General features: G+C 61.7%; 29 protein-coding genes and 1 tRNA gene. 13 read left to right on the top strand and 17 right to left on the bottom strand.

The window, feature by feature from the left end; genetic code table 11:
• Positions 1–28: 28 nt before the first annotated feature.
• Complete coding sequence (locus AC5P8R_RS08725) at positions 29–316, top strand: hypothetical protein (RefSeq protein WP_346601233.1); 288 nt, start codon at positions 29–31, stop codon at positions 314–316.
• Positions 317–523: 207 nt separating this feature from the next.
• Here the strand turns inward: AC5P8R_RS08725 and AC5P8R_RS08720 are convergent, their stop codons facing one another.
• From AC5P8R_RS08720 to AC5P8R_RS08705, 4 genes are all read right to left on the bottom strand, one after another.
• Positions 524–1003 carry a lysis system spanin subunit gene (locus tag AC5P8R_RS08720; RefSeq protein ID WP_495223276.1) on the bottom strand — a complete coding sequence of 160 codons (480 nt, stop codon included), beginning with the start codon at positions 1001–1003 and terminating at the stop codon, positions 524–526.
• The gene (locus AC5P8R_RS08715) at positions 1000–1464 is read right to left on the bottom strand and encodes a lysozyme (protein ID WP_495223274.1); all 465 of its coding nucleotides are present in this window, start codon (positions 1462–1464) and stop codon (positions 1000–1002) included. The genes AC5P8R_RS08720 and AC5P8R_RS08715 overlap by 4 nt, the downstream gene beginning before the upstream one ends.
• Entirely contained in the window at positions 1461–1700 is a 240-nt protein-coding gene (locus tag AC5P8R_RS08710; protein WP_495223272.1) for a hypothetical protein, read from the bottom strand. Before AC5P8R_RS08710 ends, AC5P8R_RS08715 begins: the two co-directional genes overlap by 4 nt.
• A gap of 89 nt (positions 1701–1789) precedes the next feature.
• Positions 1790–1870 (bottom strand) — tRNA-Ile (locus AC5P8R_RS08705).
• Positions 1871–2020: 150 nt separating this feature from the next.
• Between AC5P8R_RS08705 and AC5P8R_RS08700 the strand changes: the two genes are divergently transcribed.
• Complete coding sequence (locus AC5P8R_RS08700; protein ID WP_495223270.1) at positions 2021–2500, top strand: hypothetical protein; 480 nt, start codon at positions 2021–2023, stop codon at positions 2498–2500.
• A 133-nt stretch (positions 2501–2633) separates the two neighbouring features.
• On the opposite strand, the gene AC5P8R_RS08695 is transcribed toward AC5P8R_RS08700, so the two are convergent.
• The 8 genes from AC5P8R_RS08695 to AC5P8R_RS08660 form a co-directional block, all read right to left on the bottom strand.
• Positions 2634–2810 carry a hypothetical protein gene (locus AC5P8R_RS08695; protein ID WP_495223269.1) on the bottom strand — a complete coding sequence of 59 codons (177 nt, stop codon included), beginning with the start codon at positions 2808–2810 and terminating at the stop codon, positions 2634–2636.
• A gap of 185 nt (positions 2811–2995) precedes the next feature.
• Positions 2996–3481, bottom strand: a complete 486-nt coding sequence (locus AC5P8R_RS08690; RefSeq protein ID WP_495223268.1) for a hypothetical protein — start codon at positions 3479–3481, stop codon at positions 2996–2998.
• Positions 3478–4437: a hypothetical protein gene (locus AC5P8R_RS08685; RefSeq protein WP_414611790.1), complete on the bottom strand. Its 960-nt coding sequence runs from the start codon at positions 4435–4437 to the stop codon at positions 3478–3480. The genes AC5P8R_RS08690 and AC5P8R_RS08685 overlap by 4 nt, the downstream gene beginning before the upstream one ends.
• A 119-nt stretch (positions 4438–4556) precedes the next feature.
• Complete coding sequence (locus tag AC5P8R_RS08680; protein ID WP_445979132.1) at positions 4557–5990, bottom strand: replicative DNA helicase; 1434 nt, start codon at positions 5988–5990, stop codon at positions 4557–4559.
• Entirely contained in the window at positions 5990–6787 is a 798-nt protein-coding gene (locus AC5P8R_RS08675) for a helix-turn-helix domain-containing protein (protein ID WP_495223267.1), read from the bottom strand. The genes AC5P8R_RS08680 and AC5P8R_RS08675 overlap by 1 nt, the downstream gene beginning before the upstream one ends.
• On the bottom strand, positions 6784–7044 hold the full coding sequence (locus AC5P8R_RS08670; RefSeq protein WP_495223266.1) for a hypothetical protein: 261 nt from the start codon (positions 7042–7044) through the stop codon (positions 6784–6786). Before AC5P8R_RS08670 ends, AC5P8R_RS08675 begins: the two co-directional genes overlap by 4 nt.
• Positions 7045–7055: 11 nt before the next feature.
• Complete coding sequence (locus AC5P8R_RS08665; protein ID WP_495223265.1) at positions 7056–7331, bottom strand: hypothetical protein; 276 nt, start codon at positions 7329–7331, stop codon at positions 7056–7058.
• A gap of 270 nt (positions 7332–7601) precedes the next feature.
• Entirely contained in the window at positions 7602–7904 is a 303-nt protein-coding gene (locus tag AC5P8R_RS08660) for a YdaS family helix-turn-helix protein (protein ID WP_495223264.1), read from the bottom strand.
• A gap of 82 nt (positions 7905–7986) precedes the next feature.
• On the opposite strand from AC5P8R_RS08660, the gene AC5P8R_RS08655 reads away from it, so the two are divergent.
• Both AC5P8R_RS08655 and AC5P8R_RS08650 read left to right on the top strand, forming a co-directional pair.
• Positions 7987–8673: an XRE family transcriptional regulator gene (locus AC5P8R_RS08655; RefSeq protein WP_495223263.1), complete on the top strand. Its 687-nt coding sequence runs from the start codon at positions 7987–7989 to the stop codon at positions 8671–8673.
• A gap of 21 nt (positions 8674–8694) precedes the next feature.
• Positions 8695–9456, top strand: a complete 762-nt coding sequence (locus AC5P8R_RS08650) for a DUF3800 domain-containing protein (RefSeq protein WP_262085968.1) — start codon at positions 8695–8697, stop codon at positions 9454–9456.
• A gap of 365 nt (positions 9457–9821) precedes the next feature.
• Here AC5P8R_RS08650 and AC5P8R_RS08645 read toward each other — a convergent pair whose 3' ends face one another.
• Together AC5P8R_RS08645 and AC5P8R_RS08640 are read right to left on the bottom strand one after the other, a co-directional pair.
• Positions 9822–10127 (bottom strand): hypothetical protein, encoded by a 306-nt coding sequence (locus AC5P8R_RS08645; protein ID WP_495223262.1) that lies wholly within the window; start codon positions 10125–10127, stop codon positions 9822–9824.
• An 89-nt stretch (positions 10128–10216) separates the two neighbouring features.
• Positions 10217–10624 (bottom strand): Arc family DNA-binding protein, encoded by a 408-nt coding sequence (locus tag AC5P8R_RS08640; protein ID WP_481445099.1) that lies wholly within the window; start codon positions 10622–10624, stop codon positions 10217–10219.
• Between the two features lie 102 nt (positions 10625–10726).
• On the opposite strand from AC5P8R_RS08640, the gene AC5P8R_RS08635 reads away from it, so the two are divergent.
• The 7 genes from AC5P8R_RS08635 (at position 10727) to AC5P8R_RS08605 (ending at position 13366) form a co-directional block, all read left to right on the top strand.
• A complete protein-coding gene (locus AC5P8R_RS08635) occupies positions 10727–10903 on the top strand; it encodes an Arc family DNA-binding protein (RefSeq protein WP_495223260.1) in 177 nt (58 codons plus the stop codon).
• Positions 10900–11631 carry a phage antirepressor KilAC domain-containing protein gene (locus AC5P8R_RS08630; RefSeq protein ID WP_495223259.1) on the top strand — a complete coding sequence of 244 codons (732 nt, stop codon included), beginning with the start codon at positions 10900–10902 and terminating at the stop codon, positions 11629–11631. Before AC5P8R_RS08635 ends, AC5P8R_RS08630 begins: the two co-directional genes overlap by 4 nt.
• 243 nt (positions 11632–11874) lie before the next feature.
• On the top strand, positions 11875–12117 hold the full coding sequence (locus AC5P8R_RS08625; protein WP_495223257.1) for a hypothetical protein: 243 nt from the start codon (positions 11875–11877) through the stop codon (positions 12115–12117).
• A 35-nt stretch (positions 12118–12152) separates the two neighbouring features.
• Entirely contained in the window at positions 12153–12536 is a 384-nt protein-coding gene (locus tag AC5P8R_RS08620) for a hypothetical protein (protein WP_495223256.1), read from the top strand.
• Complete coding sequence (locus AC5P8R_RS08615; RefSeq protein WP_495223255.1) at positions 12529–12780, top strand: hypothetical protein; 252 nt, start codon at positions 12529–12531, stop codon at positions 12778–12780. The genes AC5P8R_RS08620 and AC5P8R_RS08615 overlap by 8 nt, the downstream gene beginning before the upstream one ends.
• Complete coding sequence (locus tag AC5P8R_RS08610; protein ID WP_478435611.1) at positions 12777–13037, top strand: hypothetical protein; 261 nt, start codon at positions 12777–12779, stop codon at positions 13035–13037. The genes AC5P8R_RS08615 and AC5P8R_RS08610 overlap by 4 nt, the downstream gene beginning before the upstream one ends.
• Entirely contained in the window at positions 13034–13366 is a 333-nt protein-coding gene (locus tag AC5P8R_RS08605) for a hypothetical protein (RefSeq protein WP_478435610.1), read from the top strand. Before AC5P8R_RS08610 ends, AC5P8R_RS08605 begins: the two co-directional genes overlap by 4 nt.
• Before the next feature lie 391 nt (positions 13367–13757).
• On the opposite strand, the gene hemN is transcribed toward AC5P8R_RS08605, so the two are convergent.
• Positions 13758–15167 carry an oxygen-independent coproporphyrinogen III oxidase gene (gene hemN / locus AC5P8R_RS08600; RefSeq protein ID WP_041864131.1) on the bottom strand — a complete coding sequence of 470 codons (1410 nt, stop codon included), beginning with the start codon at positions 15165–15167 and terminating at the stop codon, positions 13758–13760.
• 44 nt (positions 15168–15211) lie between these two features.
• Entirely contained in the window at positions 15212–15652 is a 441-nt protein-coding gene (locus tag AC5P8R_RS08595; protein ID WP_041863293.1) for a group III truncated hemoglobin, read from the bottom strand.
• 179 nt (positions 15653–15831) lie between these two features.
• Here AC5P8R_RS08595 and AC5P8R_RS08590 point away from each other — a divergent pair, with 179 nt between their 5' ends.
• Both AC5P8R_RS08590 and AC5P8R_RS08585 read left to right on the top strand, forming a co-directional pair.
• Positions 15832–16119 carry a hypothetical protein gene (locus AC5P8R_RS08590; RefSeq protein ID WP_032959293.1) on the top strand — a complete coding sequence of 96 codons (288 nt, stop codon included), beginning with the start codon at positions 15832–15834 and terminating at the stop codon, positions 16117–16119.
• On the top strand, positions 16116–17171 hold the full coding sequence (locus AC5P8R_RS08585; protein ID WP_049442294.1) for a 4Fe-4S dicluster domain-containing protein: 1056 nt from the start codon (positions 16116–16118) through the stop codon (positions 17169–17171). The genes AC5P8R_RS08590 and AC5P8R_RS08585 overlap by 4 nt, the downstream gene beginning before the upstream one ends.
• A gap of 9 nt (positions 17172–17180) precedes the next feature.
• Here AC5P8R_RS08585 and AC5P8R_RS08580 read toward each other — a convergent pair whose 3' ends face one another.
• A complete protein-coding gene (locus AC5P8R_RS08580) occupies positions 17181–17417 on the bottom strand; it encodes a hypothetical protein (RefSeq protein ID WP_005416001.1) in 237 nt (78 codons plus the stop codon).
• Positions 17418–17473: the final 56 nt, after the last annotated feature.

Here is a 17473-nt window from a genome sequence, read left to right as displayed (position 1 = left end):
ACTTAACGCCCATGATCGGAGAAACACAGTGACTCAGGATGATGAAGTCCAACAAGCTAAACGCGTTGGAAGAGATCTCGCGAACGAGCGCGCACTCGTCGTGTTTGCAGGCAAGCTACGCAAAAGCGATTCCGCCACGCTTTGTGGCGCTCTGAAAATGAGCTTTGAAAAGGGACGTACGGAGATCCCCGGGCGTTTGGTAAAGGAAGAGCTTCCCAATCACCTTTTCCGCACAGCAGAGACTGAGTACCTCAATACAACCAGCACCATCCTTGGCAGTGTTGTCAATGGCACGTATCGGCCGCCAGGAACCTGAAACTCCATAACTGGTGCATCTTGAGTGAAGTTGACTCCCGGCCTGCAACCGGCCGGGTTTAACTCCAAGCGCAGATTAGAGCTGCTTCGGCTGCCGAACAAGGAGCCTTCGGAGAAGCAAGCGCGTACACCGCCGACAAGCTCCTCCGCCATACGGCCGCGTCAACCTATGCCGGACTCACTGGCTGCTCCGGCACAGACTTGTGGCCTATTCGCCCGATAGGTCTGCATGGTACGTACGCACTACCGCTTGACAGGCCCGGATCTGGTCTTCCGCGTCGGTGACGATTCGAACAGCAGCTCCGACAACCTCTGGACGTAGTTCGGCTCGCGCATCACGTTCGACGGCGCCGGCGGCGGCTTCGGACAGGCGAGCGGTGTGGCAATTGGCGAGGTCGTCGCGCAACTGCAGACGACCAGCGCGCAGGCCAGCCACAACAGCAGCAGGGACGGTCTCGGCCGCAGCGCGGTCTTTTTCATGTATTGCTCCGATGGTTGCGAGGCTGTCGACCTGGCGGTGTTCGACGGCTCGGGCCTGACTCACCTGTTCGGCCACGGCCAAGGCTGCGGTGCCGCGCTGATTGGCTTCACTCGCCTCCGCCTGGTCACCTCGCCAAGTCCAGCCGGCACCAAACATGGCGGCGGACCACAGGCCGAGTCCGACGACCACAACGCCGATACGGCTCATGACTTGCCCTCGCACATGGCGCGTTCTGCCGCGCGACGGTTCACCAACCCCTGCACGCGCTTGCCGCCGGCGTAGACCCAGCGGCCTAGCTCCGGGCACCAGCTCGCGGCGGGCTGGCCGGCATTGATCCGGCCCACCAGCGTCGAGCGGCAGGCAGCGCCCACGCCCACGTTGTAGGTCCAGCTCAGCACCGCGGCCCACTCGCGCTCGCGCAGCGGCACCTTGATGCACTGGCTGATCCCGGTCAGGTAGCTGCCCAAGCGGCTGTTGAGCTTCTGGGCGCACTCCTGCTCGGTGTAGACCGCCTTGTCCGGGCGGGTGGTGTCGCCGTAGCAGTGGGTGGCGACGCCCACCATGTCGATGTACGGCGTGGGCGAGTAGCCCTCCCAAGGCTTCACCAGCGCGCCGGCAGCGAGCAGCACGACGCCCGCGACACTACCGCCGATCACCTTGCCCTTCATCCGGTCACCCCGCCGCGGCGCGCCTGGCGCCATTCGCGTACCCACTTCCACACCAGGTAGCCGATCTGGCCCACCAGGTAGATGGCCGTCAGCACCAGCACCGCCTTGTCTAGGGTGAACCCCGATGCGACGGCCGTGGCCACCGTTACTGGCGGCGTGACCTTCAGGGCTGCGGTGCCCACCGCATCAATGATTTCTCCCCGCATGTCGATTCCATGGTTGATCCGGTTCGGCATGACGCCCTCCCCGTTTGGTTAAATAGGTGCCTGTCACCGCAGCCCGGCAGGCTCGGCGAATTGGTCCGGTGAGGGTGGACGGGCGTGGATGGTTCTGAGGGCCGGATTCGAACCGGCGAATCTCCGGGTTATGAGCCCGGCAGCCTGGGCCTCTGGCCTACTCCCGCAGAAACGAAAACGGCCCGCCGATGAGGGCGAGCCGCTGGAATGGGTGGAAAAGAAAGAGCCCTCGGGTTTGCCAGAGACTCTTATCTGATCGTGTCCGAAACGGTACGCTTGAGGTGCACACCTGTCTACACTGCCCATCCACGGACGAAGCCATGGCTGAAACGGATTACGTGAAAGAGTTCGAGAAAGCGAACCTACATATCACCAGCGTGATCAAGAACGTGGCCGAGTTTCTCGTCGCGATCGGACTGTTCTCCTTCGTCGGCAAGGCCTACGATTCGCCGCAGGCGTCCATCGTCAGCGGCGTGCTGCTGATCGCGTTAGGTTCCTACCTAACGGCAAGTATTCAGCACTACACATTGATGATCCCGCGCATAGGGAAGAAGTATTACGGCCTACTCTTCGCTCTTTCTCTCGCCATGGCATTCGGCAGTGCCGTCGCTCTGCAGACTTATCTACTGGCGCCAACGGTAAAAGCAATCGAACGCCAGCTCGCCACCACGCCGCCCGCGCCCCAGCCTCAAGCCGGCGCCTCACCCGCTGAAACCCCAGCTCCACCATCACCAGGTACTGCCGCACCGAAGCCGGCCGCTGCCCCCTCAGCGGCGGCAGCGGCCACGTCGACACGCTAGTCCTGAAGGCCACGACGTTCACGCCGCCAACCTGTTGGGGAGTGATCTGCGCCATGGTATCTCCGGAAAAGAAAGGGCCCCCAATTAGCACTGAGGGCCCTTCAGATTCATGCCGATGAGGAGGAATTAACCCTCAATCAGCACTTTGTTTGATGGCTTCAAAAGTCTTCCGAAACGCAGCCGCTGCGGCATCGGATCCAGTGACAGCGACGCCCATGTTCTTGTATGCAGCGGTTGACTGAATCAATGCGACGACGATATCGGCAGCAGCCTTGATCGCCGCAGTTTTTTGGTCTGGGGTAAGAGCCATAGATTCACCTTCCTTGAGAAGAGGTTCGAGTATCCCCCCCCCGCTCTGCACTCGACAAGAGCCAGGAAAGTACAGACCGGCCAGAATGACGATCAGACTTAACGCAAACGGCCCGCCGTGTGGCGAGCCGCTTGGTCATGCGCAGAAAGCGCATGTTGGGATTTTGGGGGGTGTTTTTCGTCCCGTCAAGCGGCTTCGTGGAAAAGCTGGGCTTTGACCTCCCGAAGCGCCGTAAAGCGCTGTTCCTCTAACCAGGCACCTGCCGCCCTGACTCTGGCCTCGAGCTTCTCACGGCGTGAGAAGATCAGGTAGGCGTACTCGCTGTAGGCGGAGCTGGTGACCTTTCCACCCGCCATCTGCTGAATGGCCAGGGCACCACCAAACCTAGTCAGGACGATTTGCTCACGGGTGTCGCCCTCCTTCCTTTCGGCATCCTCCCACCCCCTCAGCAATGCAGCCTGGTGTAGCAGCGTCGAGCCGTAGTAGGTCTCCAGCGCCATCACCCCCACACGGCCGCCCAAGCGTGCCGCCGCACCTATGGCGGCGGCAACGTCCTGGTCCGTGAACCGCGGAAGCCCTCCGACCAAGAATCCATCCCTAAGGTCGCGGTAGGCCGACTTCCCCATCAGAGCGGCGATGCGCTCCTCTATAGGCCGCTTGTCAGTGCTCATCTGGATACTCCGATTACGATCTTGGTGACGTTGTGCTTGCGACGAAGACCCGCCTCAACTCTCTGAAGCCATGCTCCGGGATCTCCGGCCGCCCCCATTCGGTCAAGCGAAGCCTTTGCGGCGAGACAACGATCTTTCCAGTCTCCGGTTAGGAATCCGGCGGCCGTCAGATCGCCGCTCAGGAAGGCACCTATAGCCCTGGCAGCTACCTCGGCTTTGGCTATTGAGCTATCAGCTCGCGCCATTCCTGAAACTAGATCACGCTGTCCCTTTCTCGAACCAGTTGCAATCAACCTGTCCGCATCGTTATAGAGCTTGAGAAGCGCTCGCAGCTCTTCTGATATAGGCGTGAGGTAGAACGGCTTGCACACCCCAATGGATGCGATGGGTGGCAATGTGATGGATACGACTCTGGCATCCTTAATGACCTCGCCTTCGTCGTCCAGTTCCGCCGGTGTTCGCCCCTCGACCACAACCTCACCTGAGGTCCTGGCGAGCTCCTCAAGCCTGGCTTGGTTCTTGCGACCCACGGATTCCATGAAGTCTTGAAGCGCGCGACGCCGTTGATCCAGCGCTCCCATCGCAGCCACTAATCGATCCCTAGCTTCATCCCTTCCAGCCAAGAGTTCGGCCAGCCTCTCCATAGCAAGCTCTTCGTCAACGCCTTTCTGCGCCGCACTGATGTCCCGCATGATGATGCTATCGGCATCGTACTTCTGCTTCGCGCAGTCACCACCGATGATTGTGACAGCGCCTCCGGCGACCTTCGCCACCCATCCCTTTTGGTGAGGCGTATTGCACAGCGTGCCCGTGCTCCTGAGCGAGCAACAGTGCATTTCCTTCTCTTCTAGGGCGTACCACCCCAGCAAGCCGCGGTAGGTCTCCAAGGAAATCGGATGTTCCTTCTCGAACCCCGGCAGGGCAACGACCTCGTCCCGACTTTTGAATCGCTTCATGATCGAACTGCTCCTTGTGAGCGGTTTCTGGAGACCAGAAATGGCAGATGTTCTGGCGAATCTACTGCTCATGGTTGGTGTATCCACTGTCGGCTCCTGGGACAAGCATTGAAAGACGCTCATCGGCCGATCCCCCCATAGGTCTTACGGCCAGGCCCATAGCTGGCGCGGCGCAGCGGTTGGTCGTCGTTCGCTGCCTCCGGTTTACGCGGCATCGGCCCGTCCCAATTGTCGATTCGCATCTGATCAAAGCGGTTCTGCAAGCTGATCCGCTCGCCGGCACGGATGTTTCGACCCTTCGCAAAGTGCATCTCCACGACACCCTGCAGATGGGTCTTTTGCTCTGGAGTGTCGTAGTAGTCCTCCCGGTGAAGCAACACCACAACGTCGGCCTTCTGTTCCAGCTCGCCCGATTCACGCAGGTCTGACAGGGTCGGTCGCTTCTCGTTCCGCCCCGTGACGCTGCGATTCAGCTGAGCCAAGGCCACCAACGGAATCTTCCACTCCTTCGCCAGGTCCTTGCCCTTCTGGAGGATGCGGCCGTACTCAAATCGGGCCATGCGCGGGTCCACGTCGAAGTCGTGGATGTGGTCGATGACCAGCAGTTGCAGGGGCTTGCGCTGGTGCATGCGCCGGGCGCGGGCCTCGAACTGGCGGACGTTTAGGGAGGCAGTGTCATCGATGTACAGAGGCGCCGCCTTCAGATCACGAATCGCCGGGGTCATACGGCTCTGGTAGATCTCGCTGTCCTCACCGGAATGCCTTGGCCTCGTGACCCACTCGTGGGGAATGTGCCCGACAGACGCGACGTTTCGATCATGGCAGTCGTCGATGCTCATCTCGAGGCTGAACAACCCGACCGTTATCCCCTTGAGCGCGCAGTAGACGGCAACATTCAGCGCCGCGATGCTCTTGCCCATACTCGGCCGGCCAGCGATTAGATAGGCGGTGGACGGCTGAAGGCCATGCGTTACGCGGTTGAATTCGGCCCATGGGGTTTCCAGTCCGGTCAGGCCGCCAGCGGCGTGATAGCGGTCTTCCCAGCGCTTGTACCACCCGTACATGGTTTCCCCGGCAAGCCGAAGACCGCCGCGCTGGGCCGGCTGCAACCCGGCAATGTCCTGCGTCAACTCCGCCAGGAGCTCAGGGAACTCGCGGCCATCCTGCTGCCGGGCAGACTCCATCGCCTTGCGGCCGACCTCGGCCAGTCGTCGCCGGCCGGCGTACTGCACCACGATCTCCGCATACGCAGCCACGTTGGCAGCCGATGGCGTCGTGCTAGCCAGCTCCGTGATGTAAGTGCCATCGCCGACCAGGTCCAATTTTCCGCGTGACTCGAACCACTCGCCGATGGTCACCGCGTCGAACAGGCGTTGCTTCTCCGCAAGCGTGCGAATCGATTCGAAGATCAGCTGGTGATCGTGACGGTAGAAGTCCTCGGCTGACAGCGTGTCGGACACCAGAGGCCAAGCTTCTGGAGCCAGCATCAAGCCACCCAGGACAGCCTGCTCCGCCTCAACGCTATGCGGCGGCAGATTGGGGTCAAAGCGCATCAGCCCTGGCCCCCGTTGCGGTTGTTGTGGTAGGTGCCTTCTACGACCTTCAGTAGGTTCTCTTCAGACTTGATCAGCCACGGCAGGGACACCTGGAAGCTGTTCACCTTGCCCATGAGGTAGTCGCTTTCCCGCATCCACTCGAACAGTCCACGCCACCACTCGAGCGTCTGCCTTGTGGGGTCCGCCTTCCAGCGCGCGCGCAGGTGCTTCTGCCGGCTGTCACTCCACCCTTGGACAACCGGACAGTTCGGAAGCTCCTTGTGGTAGGCAGCGATGATCGCCTCGTGAGGGCAGCCGGTAGTCGACTTGCCACCGAGCAGATCTGCCTGCTCATCCGCTTCGTCAGCGGCGCCCTCGTCACCGGCAGGTGACCCATGGGTTTCTTCTTGATGGTTATATGATGGATTGGCTGCAGCTGCTGCACCCCGTTCTGCAGTCAGCTGCACCCCGTTCTTGCCGTCAGCTGCACCCCGCGCCTCTTCACGGGCTGCAGCTGCTGCATCCCGTGACATGACCAGATCGTAGACAACCGGGCGCCGATCGGCCCGATTGATATAGACGGCAGCGAGAGCTTGATTGCCCTTCACGGTCAGGCCTGCGTCAACCAGCTGAACCAGCTTGAGGCGTACCGTGCGTACTGACAGACCCGTGTCTTGGGAGAGGCTATCGGCAGAGGGGAAAGCTCCCCTGCCGTCCTTGTCTGCGTAGTTCGCAAGGCACAGCAGCACATGCCTCGCCGCGGGGTCCGCGATGCGCTTCTGATCCATTGCCCACGCCATTGCCTGCACGCTCATGCGGGTTCTCCTACCTTGAGCGTGTACGTATTGGGCAAGTTCGTGCCCTCATCCACTCGGAACTCGACTGAAATCAGTTCCATCGCTACGAGCTCTGGAAGCGCACGCTTAACGCTGTCGATGCTCATGCCACACAGCACAGCGAGCTTCCGACGGGACAGCGAGCAGCAATGGGTCTCCCTTGCTACATGGAACGCCAGCATGATCAGCAAGAGTTTTTGCTTCGCCCGCAACCGCTGCTGGACTGCCCAGTCCATTGCTTGGTGCCTCATGCGGAGGCTCCCGACACTTCCGGGAACGCAGCCAGCATCAGTGTGGCGAACGCCCCCAGGTGCTCCGTAGTGATCCAGCGCTTGCTGGACATCTGCTGGATCCACTCCAACGCCTGCTGGGGGCCTGAGCAGTAGAAGTCATAGGTCGGCTCATCGCCACGCCGGGCGCGGTCGTAGACCTCCACGGCAATGCGGCCATCAGGCAGGCGTTCCTGCAGGCGGACCAATGGCCTCGCCTGGCGCTCCCTGATCTTCTCAACGGCATCGCTCATGACCGCGTTGATGTGGCGCGGACCGGATTTCGGGTTTTCCCGGGAAATTGCGTGTGGCATAGTGGCCTCGCTCTGAACGAAGCCTCCGCATCTGTCTGCCCGACAGCGGGGGCTTCGTTGTATCTGGACATTGGGTTGTCCCCCGAGCGCGTCACGCTCGTAGCGCCAGACACCTACATGGCCACTTCCACATGCAGGGTGGTCGCCGTCCTTGCTCCCTCGCGCCCGATCCTTCGGGCGAGCTTTTCGTTCAGTGCCCCCGGCCAGCCGCTACTGCTTTGCCCTGCTCTTCCCAGGCTCAACTGGCTGCAACGTCACGCCGTAGGCGATCACCCTCCCCTCGGCATCCCGGTCCCAACGCAGATCCGGTCGGAGAAGCTCGCAGCTAACGCCTGTCGCGGCCTCTACAAGCGGCGCCATGTACGGCGGGGTCAACCCTCCCTGCAGGTTCATCCAGTTCCAGACGTGCGCCTGCCGAATCGGATGCCCTAAGGCTGTGACCAGGTCCGCCAAGGCTTTCTGGCCACCAGCCGCGGCAACCGCAGCCCTGAGATGTTCAAGGGGTTCGCTCATAGGAACGAAGGCTACTACTTTTCCTGTGGCACCACAACTATAATTGTTTGACGTTCACAACAAGGATGGTCACGCTGGCGATATGGATACGACCCTTGCTGAGCGATTGGTCGCAGCGCGCGAGCGCTCCGGCCTGTCTCAAACCGCCCTCGCCAAGTCTGTGGGAATTTCCCAACAGGCCATTGCCCAGCTCGAATCGGGTAAAGCCAAGAAGACGGGCGCACTTGCCGAGATTGCCCGATCACTGGACGTGGACCCGCTCTGGCTGGCGCTAGGGGTGGGTGACATGCTTGGAACGCCGCCCCAAGGTCACCAGGCAGACGACAACGAGTACACCGACGTCACTGGCTATTCTCAGGCAGTTGGCCTGGGGGCTGCAGGTGCTGAGGCGGAGGAGTACGCCGAGACCCACAGCCTGAAGTTCAAGAAGACCAGCCTGCGGCGGCGTGGCATCTACGGACGCAACTTGGCCATCTATTACGGCAAGGGCGATTCGATGGAGCCGATCATTGAGGACGGCGATGCGATCCTGTTTGACACCTCAGACACCCGCGTCGTAGATGGCGTGCTGTACCTGATCCAGGTCCATGGCGCTGCCAACCCGGAGTACTACGTGAAGCGCGCCATGGTCCTAGATGGCACAGTATTTTTCGCAAGCGACAACCTGAAGGGTGACCACCAGTGGCAGAAGCCGCGCCGGATGGACTCCAAGCGGGAACCGATCACGGTCGTTGGCCGCGTGCACTGGATCGGTGGCTGGGCGGACTAACTTAGGCTTAGGAGGAGCCTCATGTATTTCATGTATGTCGACGAGAGCGGAGACCCCGGACTCGTAAATTCACCATCCCCGATCTTCACCCTGACCGGGCTAGTTGTGAATGAGCAACACTGGAACGATATGCAGAAGGCCCTCTTGGCTTTCCGTCAAAGGATGAGATCCTCGTTTGGGCTCAAGCTACGCGAAGAAATCCATTCTGCGAAGTTCATTACAAGCCCAGGGCCATTGGTTCGAATCAAGCGGCATGATCGACTTGCGATCCTTAGACATTTCACGACCGAGCTGGCAGCGCTGCCGTACCTGAGCGTGATCAACGTGGTGGTCGACAAGGCGAACAAACCTGCAACTTACGACGTTCATGCGAAGGCTTGGCAAGCTCTAGTGCAACGATTCGAAAACACGTTGGGCTATGCCAACTTCCCTACCCCTCTCGCGCAACGCGAGTCCGGCATGGTTTTCGCTGACGGCCAACCTTCGGCGCAGCTAATCGCAATGTTCAGACGAATGCGGGCGTACAACCCAGTGCCCAACCAGATCGGTGGCGGCTACCGTAATCTGATGGTGAGCAGAGTCCTGGAAGACCCAAGTTTTCGCGACTCAGCGCATTCTATGTTTATACAGTCTGCGGACTTAGCAGCGTATCTGCTGTATCAGAATGAGCAGCCGAACGCGTACATGCGGAAGTCCGGCGGGCGGGCATATTTCAATAAGCTCGCCCCGATCCTGCTTCGACAAGCCTCGCCACGCGATCCGAATGGTGTAGTTCGGCTATAAAAAAGGGGCGCCTAGGGCGCCCCGGAGAGATCCTAATAGGAGGACGGTGCCTCCGCTCAGATCTCATCTCGACCATAGCAGACGCCACGCCAATTATCAACTTTGTGTTGATTAGTCAATGCTGTCGCACCACCGCTCCGGCGGGGTTTTTCTTTGGCGGCGACCGGCGTCCCACAATTAGAATAGTGATTTCCAGTCGGCAACAACAATTGTTGTTGATTGACCCACAATTTTGATTGTAGTCTAACCCCATGTTGGTAATGGCCGATCCATGGGGTGAACTAATGAAGTCTCTCGCGGAAAGCTGCCGCAGCAGCTACCCCCAGGCTCACAAGCTCCAAGCAGACGGTCGCCGCAGAGCTCCCTCAGCGGTCGTAACTCTTGCCGCCCGTGGAAATGTCGTAAAGCGCCTGGCTGTACGGCAAGCGGAGCAATACGGTGCTGTTGCTGGCGACCCCGCCCATCATTCCCAAGCGGCAAAGCAGCGAGACGCCGCCCATTTCTCTCTCACACATGGCATCTGCGCTGTCGATGAACTCGGTCTTGTTGAGCCGAAGGATGACCAGCGTTTTGCCCTCGGGAACAGCGCCGATGGGCTGGATGACGAAGATCGTGAGCTGGGTGTAGATCACGATGGCCAATACGACAAACACGATGAGCAGAATGCTCACGGTCTTCCTAGTCATGGGATCCCCCTATCCGTAGTCCCGGAGCGGAGCATGACATGGCTGGCGCGTGATGGGAGGCCCTCGGTGTGAACTCAGCCTTCGGCGTGCTCTCCGGCTTCTGCCTGCGCCAACTTCAGCAGCTTTTCAATCTCAATTTCGGTAGTCAGACGAAGACTTCTGATGGCCAGTTGCCTACGTCCAAGCGATGCAATTGCTTCTTGAATTTGGCCCCGGATCTTCTTCTTGCTGGGTTGCGAAAGCTGAATATTCAGATCCGCGATCTGGCTATTGATCGCTTGGTTTTCTGCGTCAAGACGGGCGAGGTCATCGCGGCGCGCCGAGATGAGCTGCACCTCCAAGGACGCCGGATAGGTGCTTTCCAGCCGAAAGACCATCTCAGCGTTAACCGATCTTCCGGCCTGATCCGCCGAGTCCACCAAGCGCCTGTGGAGTTCGGCAGGTAGCCGGATCTGGGTGCGAACAAGGTCATCAGTAGCCATGCCGCAATTCTGCCACTGAACTAGTACCCAATGCTTGACACTACCGTAGTGGCATGATCTCCTACTTATGCCACTACGGTAGTGCCACAAACCGGAGTGACGATGACCAGCACCAATACCAAGAAGTCAGGCCAGGCCGACTATGTGAAGACCGCCCTGCGAATGCCGCCAGCTCTACACGAACAGCTTCATAAGGCAGCGGAACGCAACCACCGGACTTTCAACGGCGAAATCCTTGCCCGGCTCGAACGTACCTTCAACCAGGAGCCATCTCCGTGACAGAGCTCGTAACCTTGAGCGGCGACACCGCTGTGACTAGCACTCTCACCATCGCCGAGAACACCCACAACGAGCACGCCAGCGTGATTGCGCTGGTTCGGAAGTACCAGGGCGACTTACAGGACTTTGGGGAAGTCGATTTGAAATCGACTCGACCTGAGCGCGGTGGGCATCCCATCGAGTCCGCGGAGCTAAACGAGCAGCAGGCGACCCTGCTGCTGACCTACATGCGGAACAGCCCGATCGTGCGCTCTTTCAAGAAGTCCCTGGTGAGGGCCTTCTTTGAGATGGCCCAGAAGGTCAAGATGCGGACCTCTGACCCGATGGCCGTCTTGAACGATCCCCTTGCGATGCGCGGCCTGCTTCTGACTTACACCGAGAAAGTGATCAGCTTGGAGCAGACGGTCGCGGAACAGGCGCCGCAGGTCGCTACGCTGAATCGGATAGCTGCAGCCGATGGCTCACTGTGCATGCGAGACGCGGCCAAGGTTCTGCAGGTCCGCCCGGTAGATCTGCGGCGCTGGCTGGTGGCTCATGGTTGGGTCTACCAACGTCCGGGCCACAGCGGCTGGCTCGCCTACCAAGAACGGATCCAGCAAGGCGTCATGTGCCACAAAGTCACTACTGTTCAGCGCGAGGATGGAACCGACAAGGTCGTTGAACAAACCAGGATCACACCAAAGGGCATCGCTCGCATTGGCGCCGAGCTGGCAAAGGCAGCGGCATGAATTCTAACCACCCTTGTCAGAGCGGCGGTTACGGCACGCCGCCGAGTCTCTCGTCATCTAGGCTTCTTCGTGCGGCCTGGATGGCTCTAGGCAGTGCAGCTGCAGTGCTTGTTCCACTACGAGTGATTGAGATCGGTGTCGCCCAACACCCGAACGTCGTTCTTTGCGTTGCTGCAGCGAGTGACGCATATACCCCGACTTTTGCATTTTCACACGCGGACCTGAACAAAGGAAACCTGAAACATGAGTAGGGAAACACCTACCCCTCACGGTAAGCCGATCGTCATGACGGTGAAGGCAGGAACGACGGTCTACATCGGCGACGGCATCCAAGTACAACTGCGAGGCGCCCACAAGAACAAGGCAGAACTACACGTCTACGCACCGTCGACCCTTTCTGTGGACCGGGCGGTCACCTTCCAGCCTGACTGGAACCTCAAAAACAGTGACGGCCCGAGCGCGCCAACGCTCGAGCCGTCTGCCTAGTCGTACCCATCTCCGCGAAGATCAAGGAAGCCACTATGGCGAACCACAGTGTACCCCCCTCCCCTACCGCTGATGCAAGCAGGCTCGCGAACGGCGAGCACTATCTGAACTCGACGTGGAGGGACAACCCTCTTTCCGATTGCCTGACCAACCGCCTGGTCCGGGTCGACCAGAACACAAAGGCGGCGATCGCCATCTTGGACGTCATCCGCCGCGACTTCACGTCCAAGCAGGATCTGCGGGATACCTGCGAAGAGGACGAGCGTGTTCTGTATGCCCCCCTCACTGAGCATGCCGTGGACTGCCTCATGCTGGGTATGGAGAGCCTCCTCTCGGAGTCTGAGAACCTGCTCACCTACCTGCGTGACAACGGGCGTGACGTGTGCCGCCAGCCGCTGAAGGAGGCCGCCCGTGTCTGACACTCCCCTCACCAAAGAAGAGCCGTTCAGCCGGATCCCAGTGCAGGACAATGCCCCGCTGCTCAAGGTGTGCGCCGGGATCGACACAATGCACAGTGACCTGAAGGCCAACATCTACTTCGACTATGTCCATCGGCAGTTGAGCAACATGGACAGCGACCGGATCACCGATGACGACTTGTTCGTTTTCGCTGACCTACTCGAAATGTGCAGGGCGCTGCGTTACGCCGGAGGCGCCCAATGAGCCACTCGGTCAACCTGGAAAAGACCAAGGAAATCTCAATCCCCGGATCGCCACTTGTGGTGGCATCCGGGCAGGATCTGGACGTCGCACTGAGCAAGGCCAGGCTTCTCACCGATCATGTGCAGGCACTTCTTTGGAGAGGCATGCGAGATGCAGAGGGCAAGGACGTCTCTTTCGGATACGACGAGGTCGTGACGATGGATTTCCTTCTCGATCTCGCGACCGGCCTGTATCGGGCCGCAGGAGCCGAAGCATGAGCACCTTCGATGAATTGGTCGATTTGGCCCACCTGGAGGCGGAGCCCGACTACCAGATCTCCGCCAAAGCAGTCAGGGACATCCGGCGCGCAATCACGTTCGGGATCTTCGCCGCTGCCGAAGGAGCTAAGATCAATCAAGCCCGTGCATCGGCACAGATGATGGGGCAGGAGTGGCCGGAGGTCGCCCATTCGGTGGCACCTGGAGACTCCTTCGAGCAGACCATCCAAGAGATGGCCGGGGCACTGCTGTGGCTTGAGTACGCGCCCCACCTGCGGCGTCCTTCGCCGGCTCCGACCTTCTTGGACTCGGCTGAGGAGGCGCCGTGATCGAACAGCCTGTTCCGGATCCCACAATCGCGCTTCTGGCCGCGATGATCGAGGGCGAACGCTGGCTCAGCGCGGACTCCTGTGCCGTCCTGTTGGGGCTCACGACGCCGGACGGGAAGCCCAATCGGCGCGGCTTCCTTGAAAGGCTTGCGTGCCGTCCCAGCTTCCCTGCCCCGCTTCAGATCGGAAACGAGAAGAAGTGGAAGCGGTCGGAGGTCCTACGTTGGGCCGATGACGAGAGGAAGATTGGCGGCTAGACCGCCGTGACGATCGCGTTGGCCCCCTGAAACTGCAGGACTGCCCAAATTCTCCCCAGAATCCCCCGAACCCCTTGCAGCACAAGGGGTTCTGATTCCGGCTCCGGGCACCAACCGCGCTGCGCGAGTACACCTTAGATTGCACGCGAGTAACGCGGCTGTTCATGCGCCGCGCGCAGGTAGGGGTCGAAACACATCGCCAGCAGCCGCAGCAGCGGCCGACCCGGCTCGCTGGCGCGCACTACACCGTCGCGGTATTCGGCCAGGCCGTCTTCCTGCAACCGCTGCACCGAACGCAGGTCCTCGGCGAAGTACTGCTCGAAATCGACGCCATGGCGCTGGCCCAGCACGGCACCGTCCACCTCGCCCTGGCACATCAGCTGCTGGATGAGTTCAGCGCGCAGCTGGTCGTCGGCGCTCAGTGCCACGCCGCGCCAGACCGGCAGCTGGCCCTGGTCCACCGCGTCCTCCCACGACGGCAGGTCACGCGGATTCTGGCTGTAGGTGGCACCGATATGACTGATCGCACTCACGCCCAGGCCGAGCAGGTCGGTATCGGCGTGGGTGGTATAGCCCATGAAGTTGCGATGCAGCTGGCCGGCACGCTGCGCGCGCGACAGGTCCTCTTCCGGCAGCGCGAAGTGATCCATGCCGATGTACTGGTAACCCGCAGCAGAAAGCTTCTCCACCGCCAGGCCCAGCAGCGCCAGCTTGTCTTCCGGTGAAGGCAACCGGCGCTCGTCGATCTGCTTCTGCGCGCGGAACAGGTGTGGCAGGTGTGCGTAGCCATACACCGCCAGGCGATCCGGTCGCAATGCCAGCACTCGTTCCAGGGTGCGGCCGAATCCCTGCAGGCTCTGTCCAGGCAGCCCATAGATCAGGTCGACGTTGACAGAGCGCATGCCGCTGTCGCGGCAGGCATGCAGGATGTCCAGCGTCTGCTGCACGCCCTGTATGCGGTTGATCGATTCCTGCACATGCGGATCGAAATCCTGCACGCCCAGGCTGGCCCGGTTGAAGCCCAGCCGCGCCAGCATGGCGACATCGCGGGTATCGATGAAGCGCGGATCGAGTTCGATCGAGAAATCGCGCTGCGGCGAATCGCTGAAATCGAAGCGCCGGCGCAGCCCCTCCACCAGCGTGGTCATCGCCTCGGCCTCGAGGAAGTTCGGCGTACCACCGCCCAGATGCAGCTGGATGACCTCACGGCCGTCCTCGAACTGCGGCGCCAGCAGGTCGGCCTCGGCCAGCACGCGCGCGACGTAGCTGTGGCCCCGACCGCGGTCGCGGGTGATCACCCGGTTGCAGCCGCAGTAGAAGCAGGGGCTGGAGCAGAACGGCACATGCACGTACAGCGACAGCGCGCGCGCCAGCTGGTTGCTGTCGGCGATCGCCTGGCGCAGCGCCGGCGCGTCGAAGCCATCGTGGAAGTGCGGCGCGGTCGGATACGAGGTGTAGCGCGGCCCCGGCCGGTCATGCCGGCGCAGCAGGTCGGGGTCGAAGGTCCAGGCCAGGCCACCGGCGGCGGGAGAGAACGTGTCCATGCCGCCAGCATCGCGCCGGACGGCCATGACCGCCTTGACCCAGATCAATCGCGGGTGGGGATTCCCAGCACCGGCAGGCCCACCTGCGGCCAGCGCAGCATCTGGTAGCGCTTCCAGAAGGTGTCACCGATGCGCGCGGCGACGTCGTTGGCCAGCTCCTGCATCGGCGGGTTGCCGCACTCGGCGGTGGTGATCCGGAACAGCACCAGCCAGCGATCGAACAAGTCCTTGTCCAGCTCGATGGCCATGTGCTTGGACATCGGCGAGCCCTTGAAGCGGCGCGTGCCGCGCAGCATCGCCGACCAGAAATCGACCAGCTGCGCCAGATGTTCCGGCCAGTCGTGGACATGCGCCTGGAACACCGGCCCCAACCGCTCTTCCTCGCGCACGCGCGCATAGAAGTCGTGGACCAGGCGGGTCACTTCCTGCTCGGTGCACAGCCCGGGCGAGGCGACGGGCAGGACAGGTGGCGGTATTGCGTTCATCGGGGTACCCAAAGCGTGCCGGCAGTGTGCCGCAGCCGGCCGGCACCGCCGTTGATCCAGATCAATGTCGGCGCAGTCCGCTGCACCTAGGCTGCCACGATTGCAGGAAGCATGCCCTGCGGATGCTGCGCCGGCCTCGGCGGAGTATACGCGCCGCCCTCATTCCGATCCGGGACAGCATGAACAGACCCTCTCCCAGCCGCCGCCAGCAGCTGATCCAGCACTGGGGCGCCATCCTCTGGCCCAGCTTCATCGCTGCCGGCCTGGCCAGCGTGGTGTTCTTCGCCTTCGTCGACCCGCTGCGGTTGCAGGCGATCAGCTTCCCGGGCACGGCGATCAGCCGTGAACTGGGCTATACGGCAGGATTCTTCATGTTCTGGTCGGTGACCGCACTTTCCAGCGCAGTCACCTGGTACCTGCAGCGGCCCCTGCCGAGCGATGACGACGACGAGCTGCCGCTGGGATGAGTACGCCCTGTACCGGAACCGGAACCCCACGCCCCTGGCGTTGGCGCGGCGCGCTCAGCGCGCTCTTGCTGGTCCTGTTCTATGCCCTGCCATGGCTGCGCTGGAATGGACACCAGGCCCTGCTGCTGGACATCAACGCACGGCGCTTCGACCTGTTCGGCTGGACGTTGTGGCCCGGCGATGTCGGCGTGCTGATCGGGTTGCTGGCGGTGCTGGCGGTGGGCCTTGCGCTGCTCACCCACCTCGCCGGCCGCATCTGGTGCGGTCATGCCTGCCCGCAGACGCTGTGGCGCCGTGCCTTCGACTGGATCGCGCACGGCATGGCCAAGGTCTTGCCAGTGCCAGCCGTGCGCCCGGCCACCCAGGTCGCCTGGGGGTTGCTGTCGCTGTGGACTGGCATCACCTTCGTCGGCCTGTTCAGCCCGATCGCCGGACTGCTGGCCGCCGCTCCGCATGCCGGCTGGAGCGGCTGGGAAACATTCTGGGTGCTGTTCTATGCCGCCGCCACCTGGGGCAATGCCGGCTTCCTGCGCGAGCAGGTGTGCCGTTCGCTGTGCCCGTTCGCGCGCATGCAACCACTGCTGATCGATCCACATACACCACGCATGCTGTACGACGCGCGCCGCGGCGAACCGCGCGGCATGCGCCCTCCGGGCATGGGGGGCGTGCTCGGACGCGGACGCGGCCTGCTCGACCCGACCACCGCACAGGACTACGTGTTCCGCGCCGCACATCCGCTGCTGGCCGGACCGATGCCCACCTTCAGCGCCGATCGCCTGGGCGACTGCACCGACTGCGCCGCGTGTGTCAGCGCCTGCCCGATGCAGCTGGACATCCGCCAGGGACCGCAGGCCGATTGCCTGGCCTGCGGCGCCTGCCTGGACGCCTGCTCGCGGCAGCAGCACCAGGCCGGTTTCGGCCCGGGGCTGGTGCGCTACTGCAGTCCGCAGGCCATGGCCGGGCAACCGCGGCAATGGTGGCGACCGCGGACCCTGGCACTGCTGTCAATGCTGCTGGCGCTGTTGGCCTGTGGCGCCTGGCGCCTGCTTTGAATCAACGGGTCAACGCGGCCCGTTGGCGTGCGGCGGCACCAGCTGCGCACGTCGGACGATGCCGAGCTGTTCGATGATCAGCGCCATTTCATTGGTGACTTCGGTACGCTCGGTCCCCTGCGGGACCAGGCGGTCCAGCACCTGCTGGTAGGTATCCCAGAACGCCGGACCGCATCCGTGTTTGTGATAACTGGCTTCCAGTTCGCGGCGTACCCGTTCAGCCAAGCCATGCATGCCGTATTCCATACGACCTCCGTTGGACTTGTTCTGCATCGTTGACGGTCTACCGACTCACTTGCGAG

Source organism: Stenotrophomonas sp. YJH_SMC_73, assembly GCF_059370155.1.
This window is presented reverse-complemented; position numbering and strand designations above follow the sequence as displayed.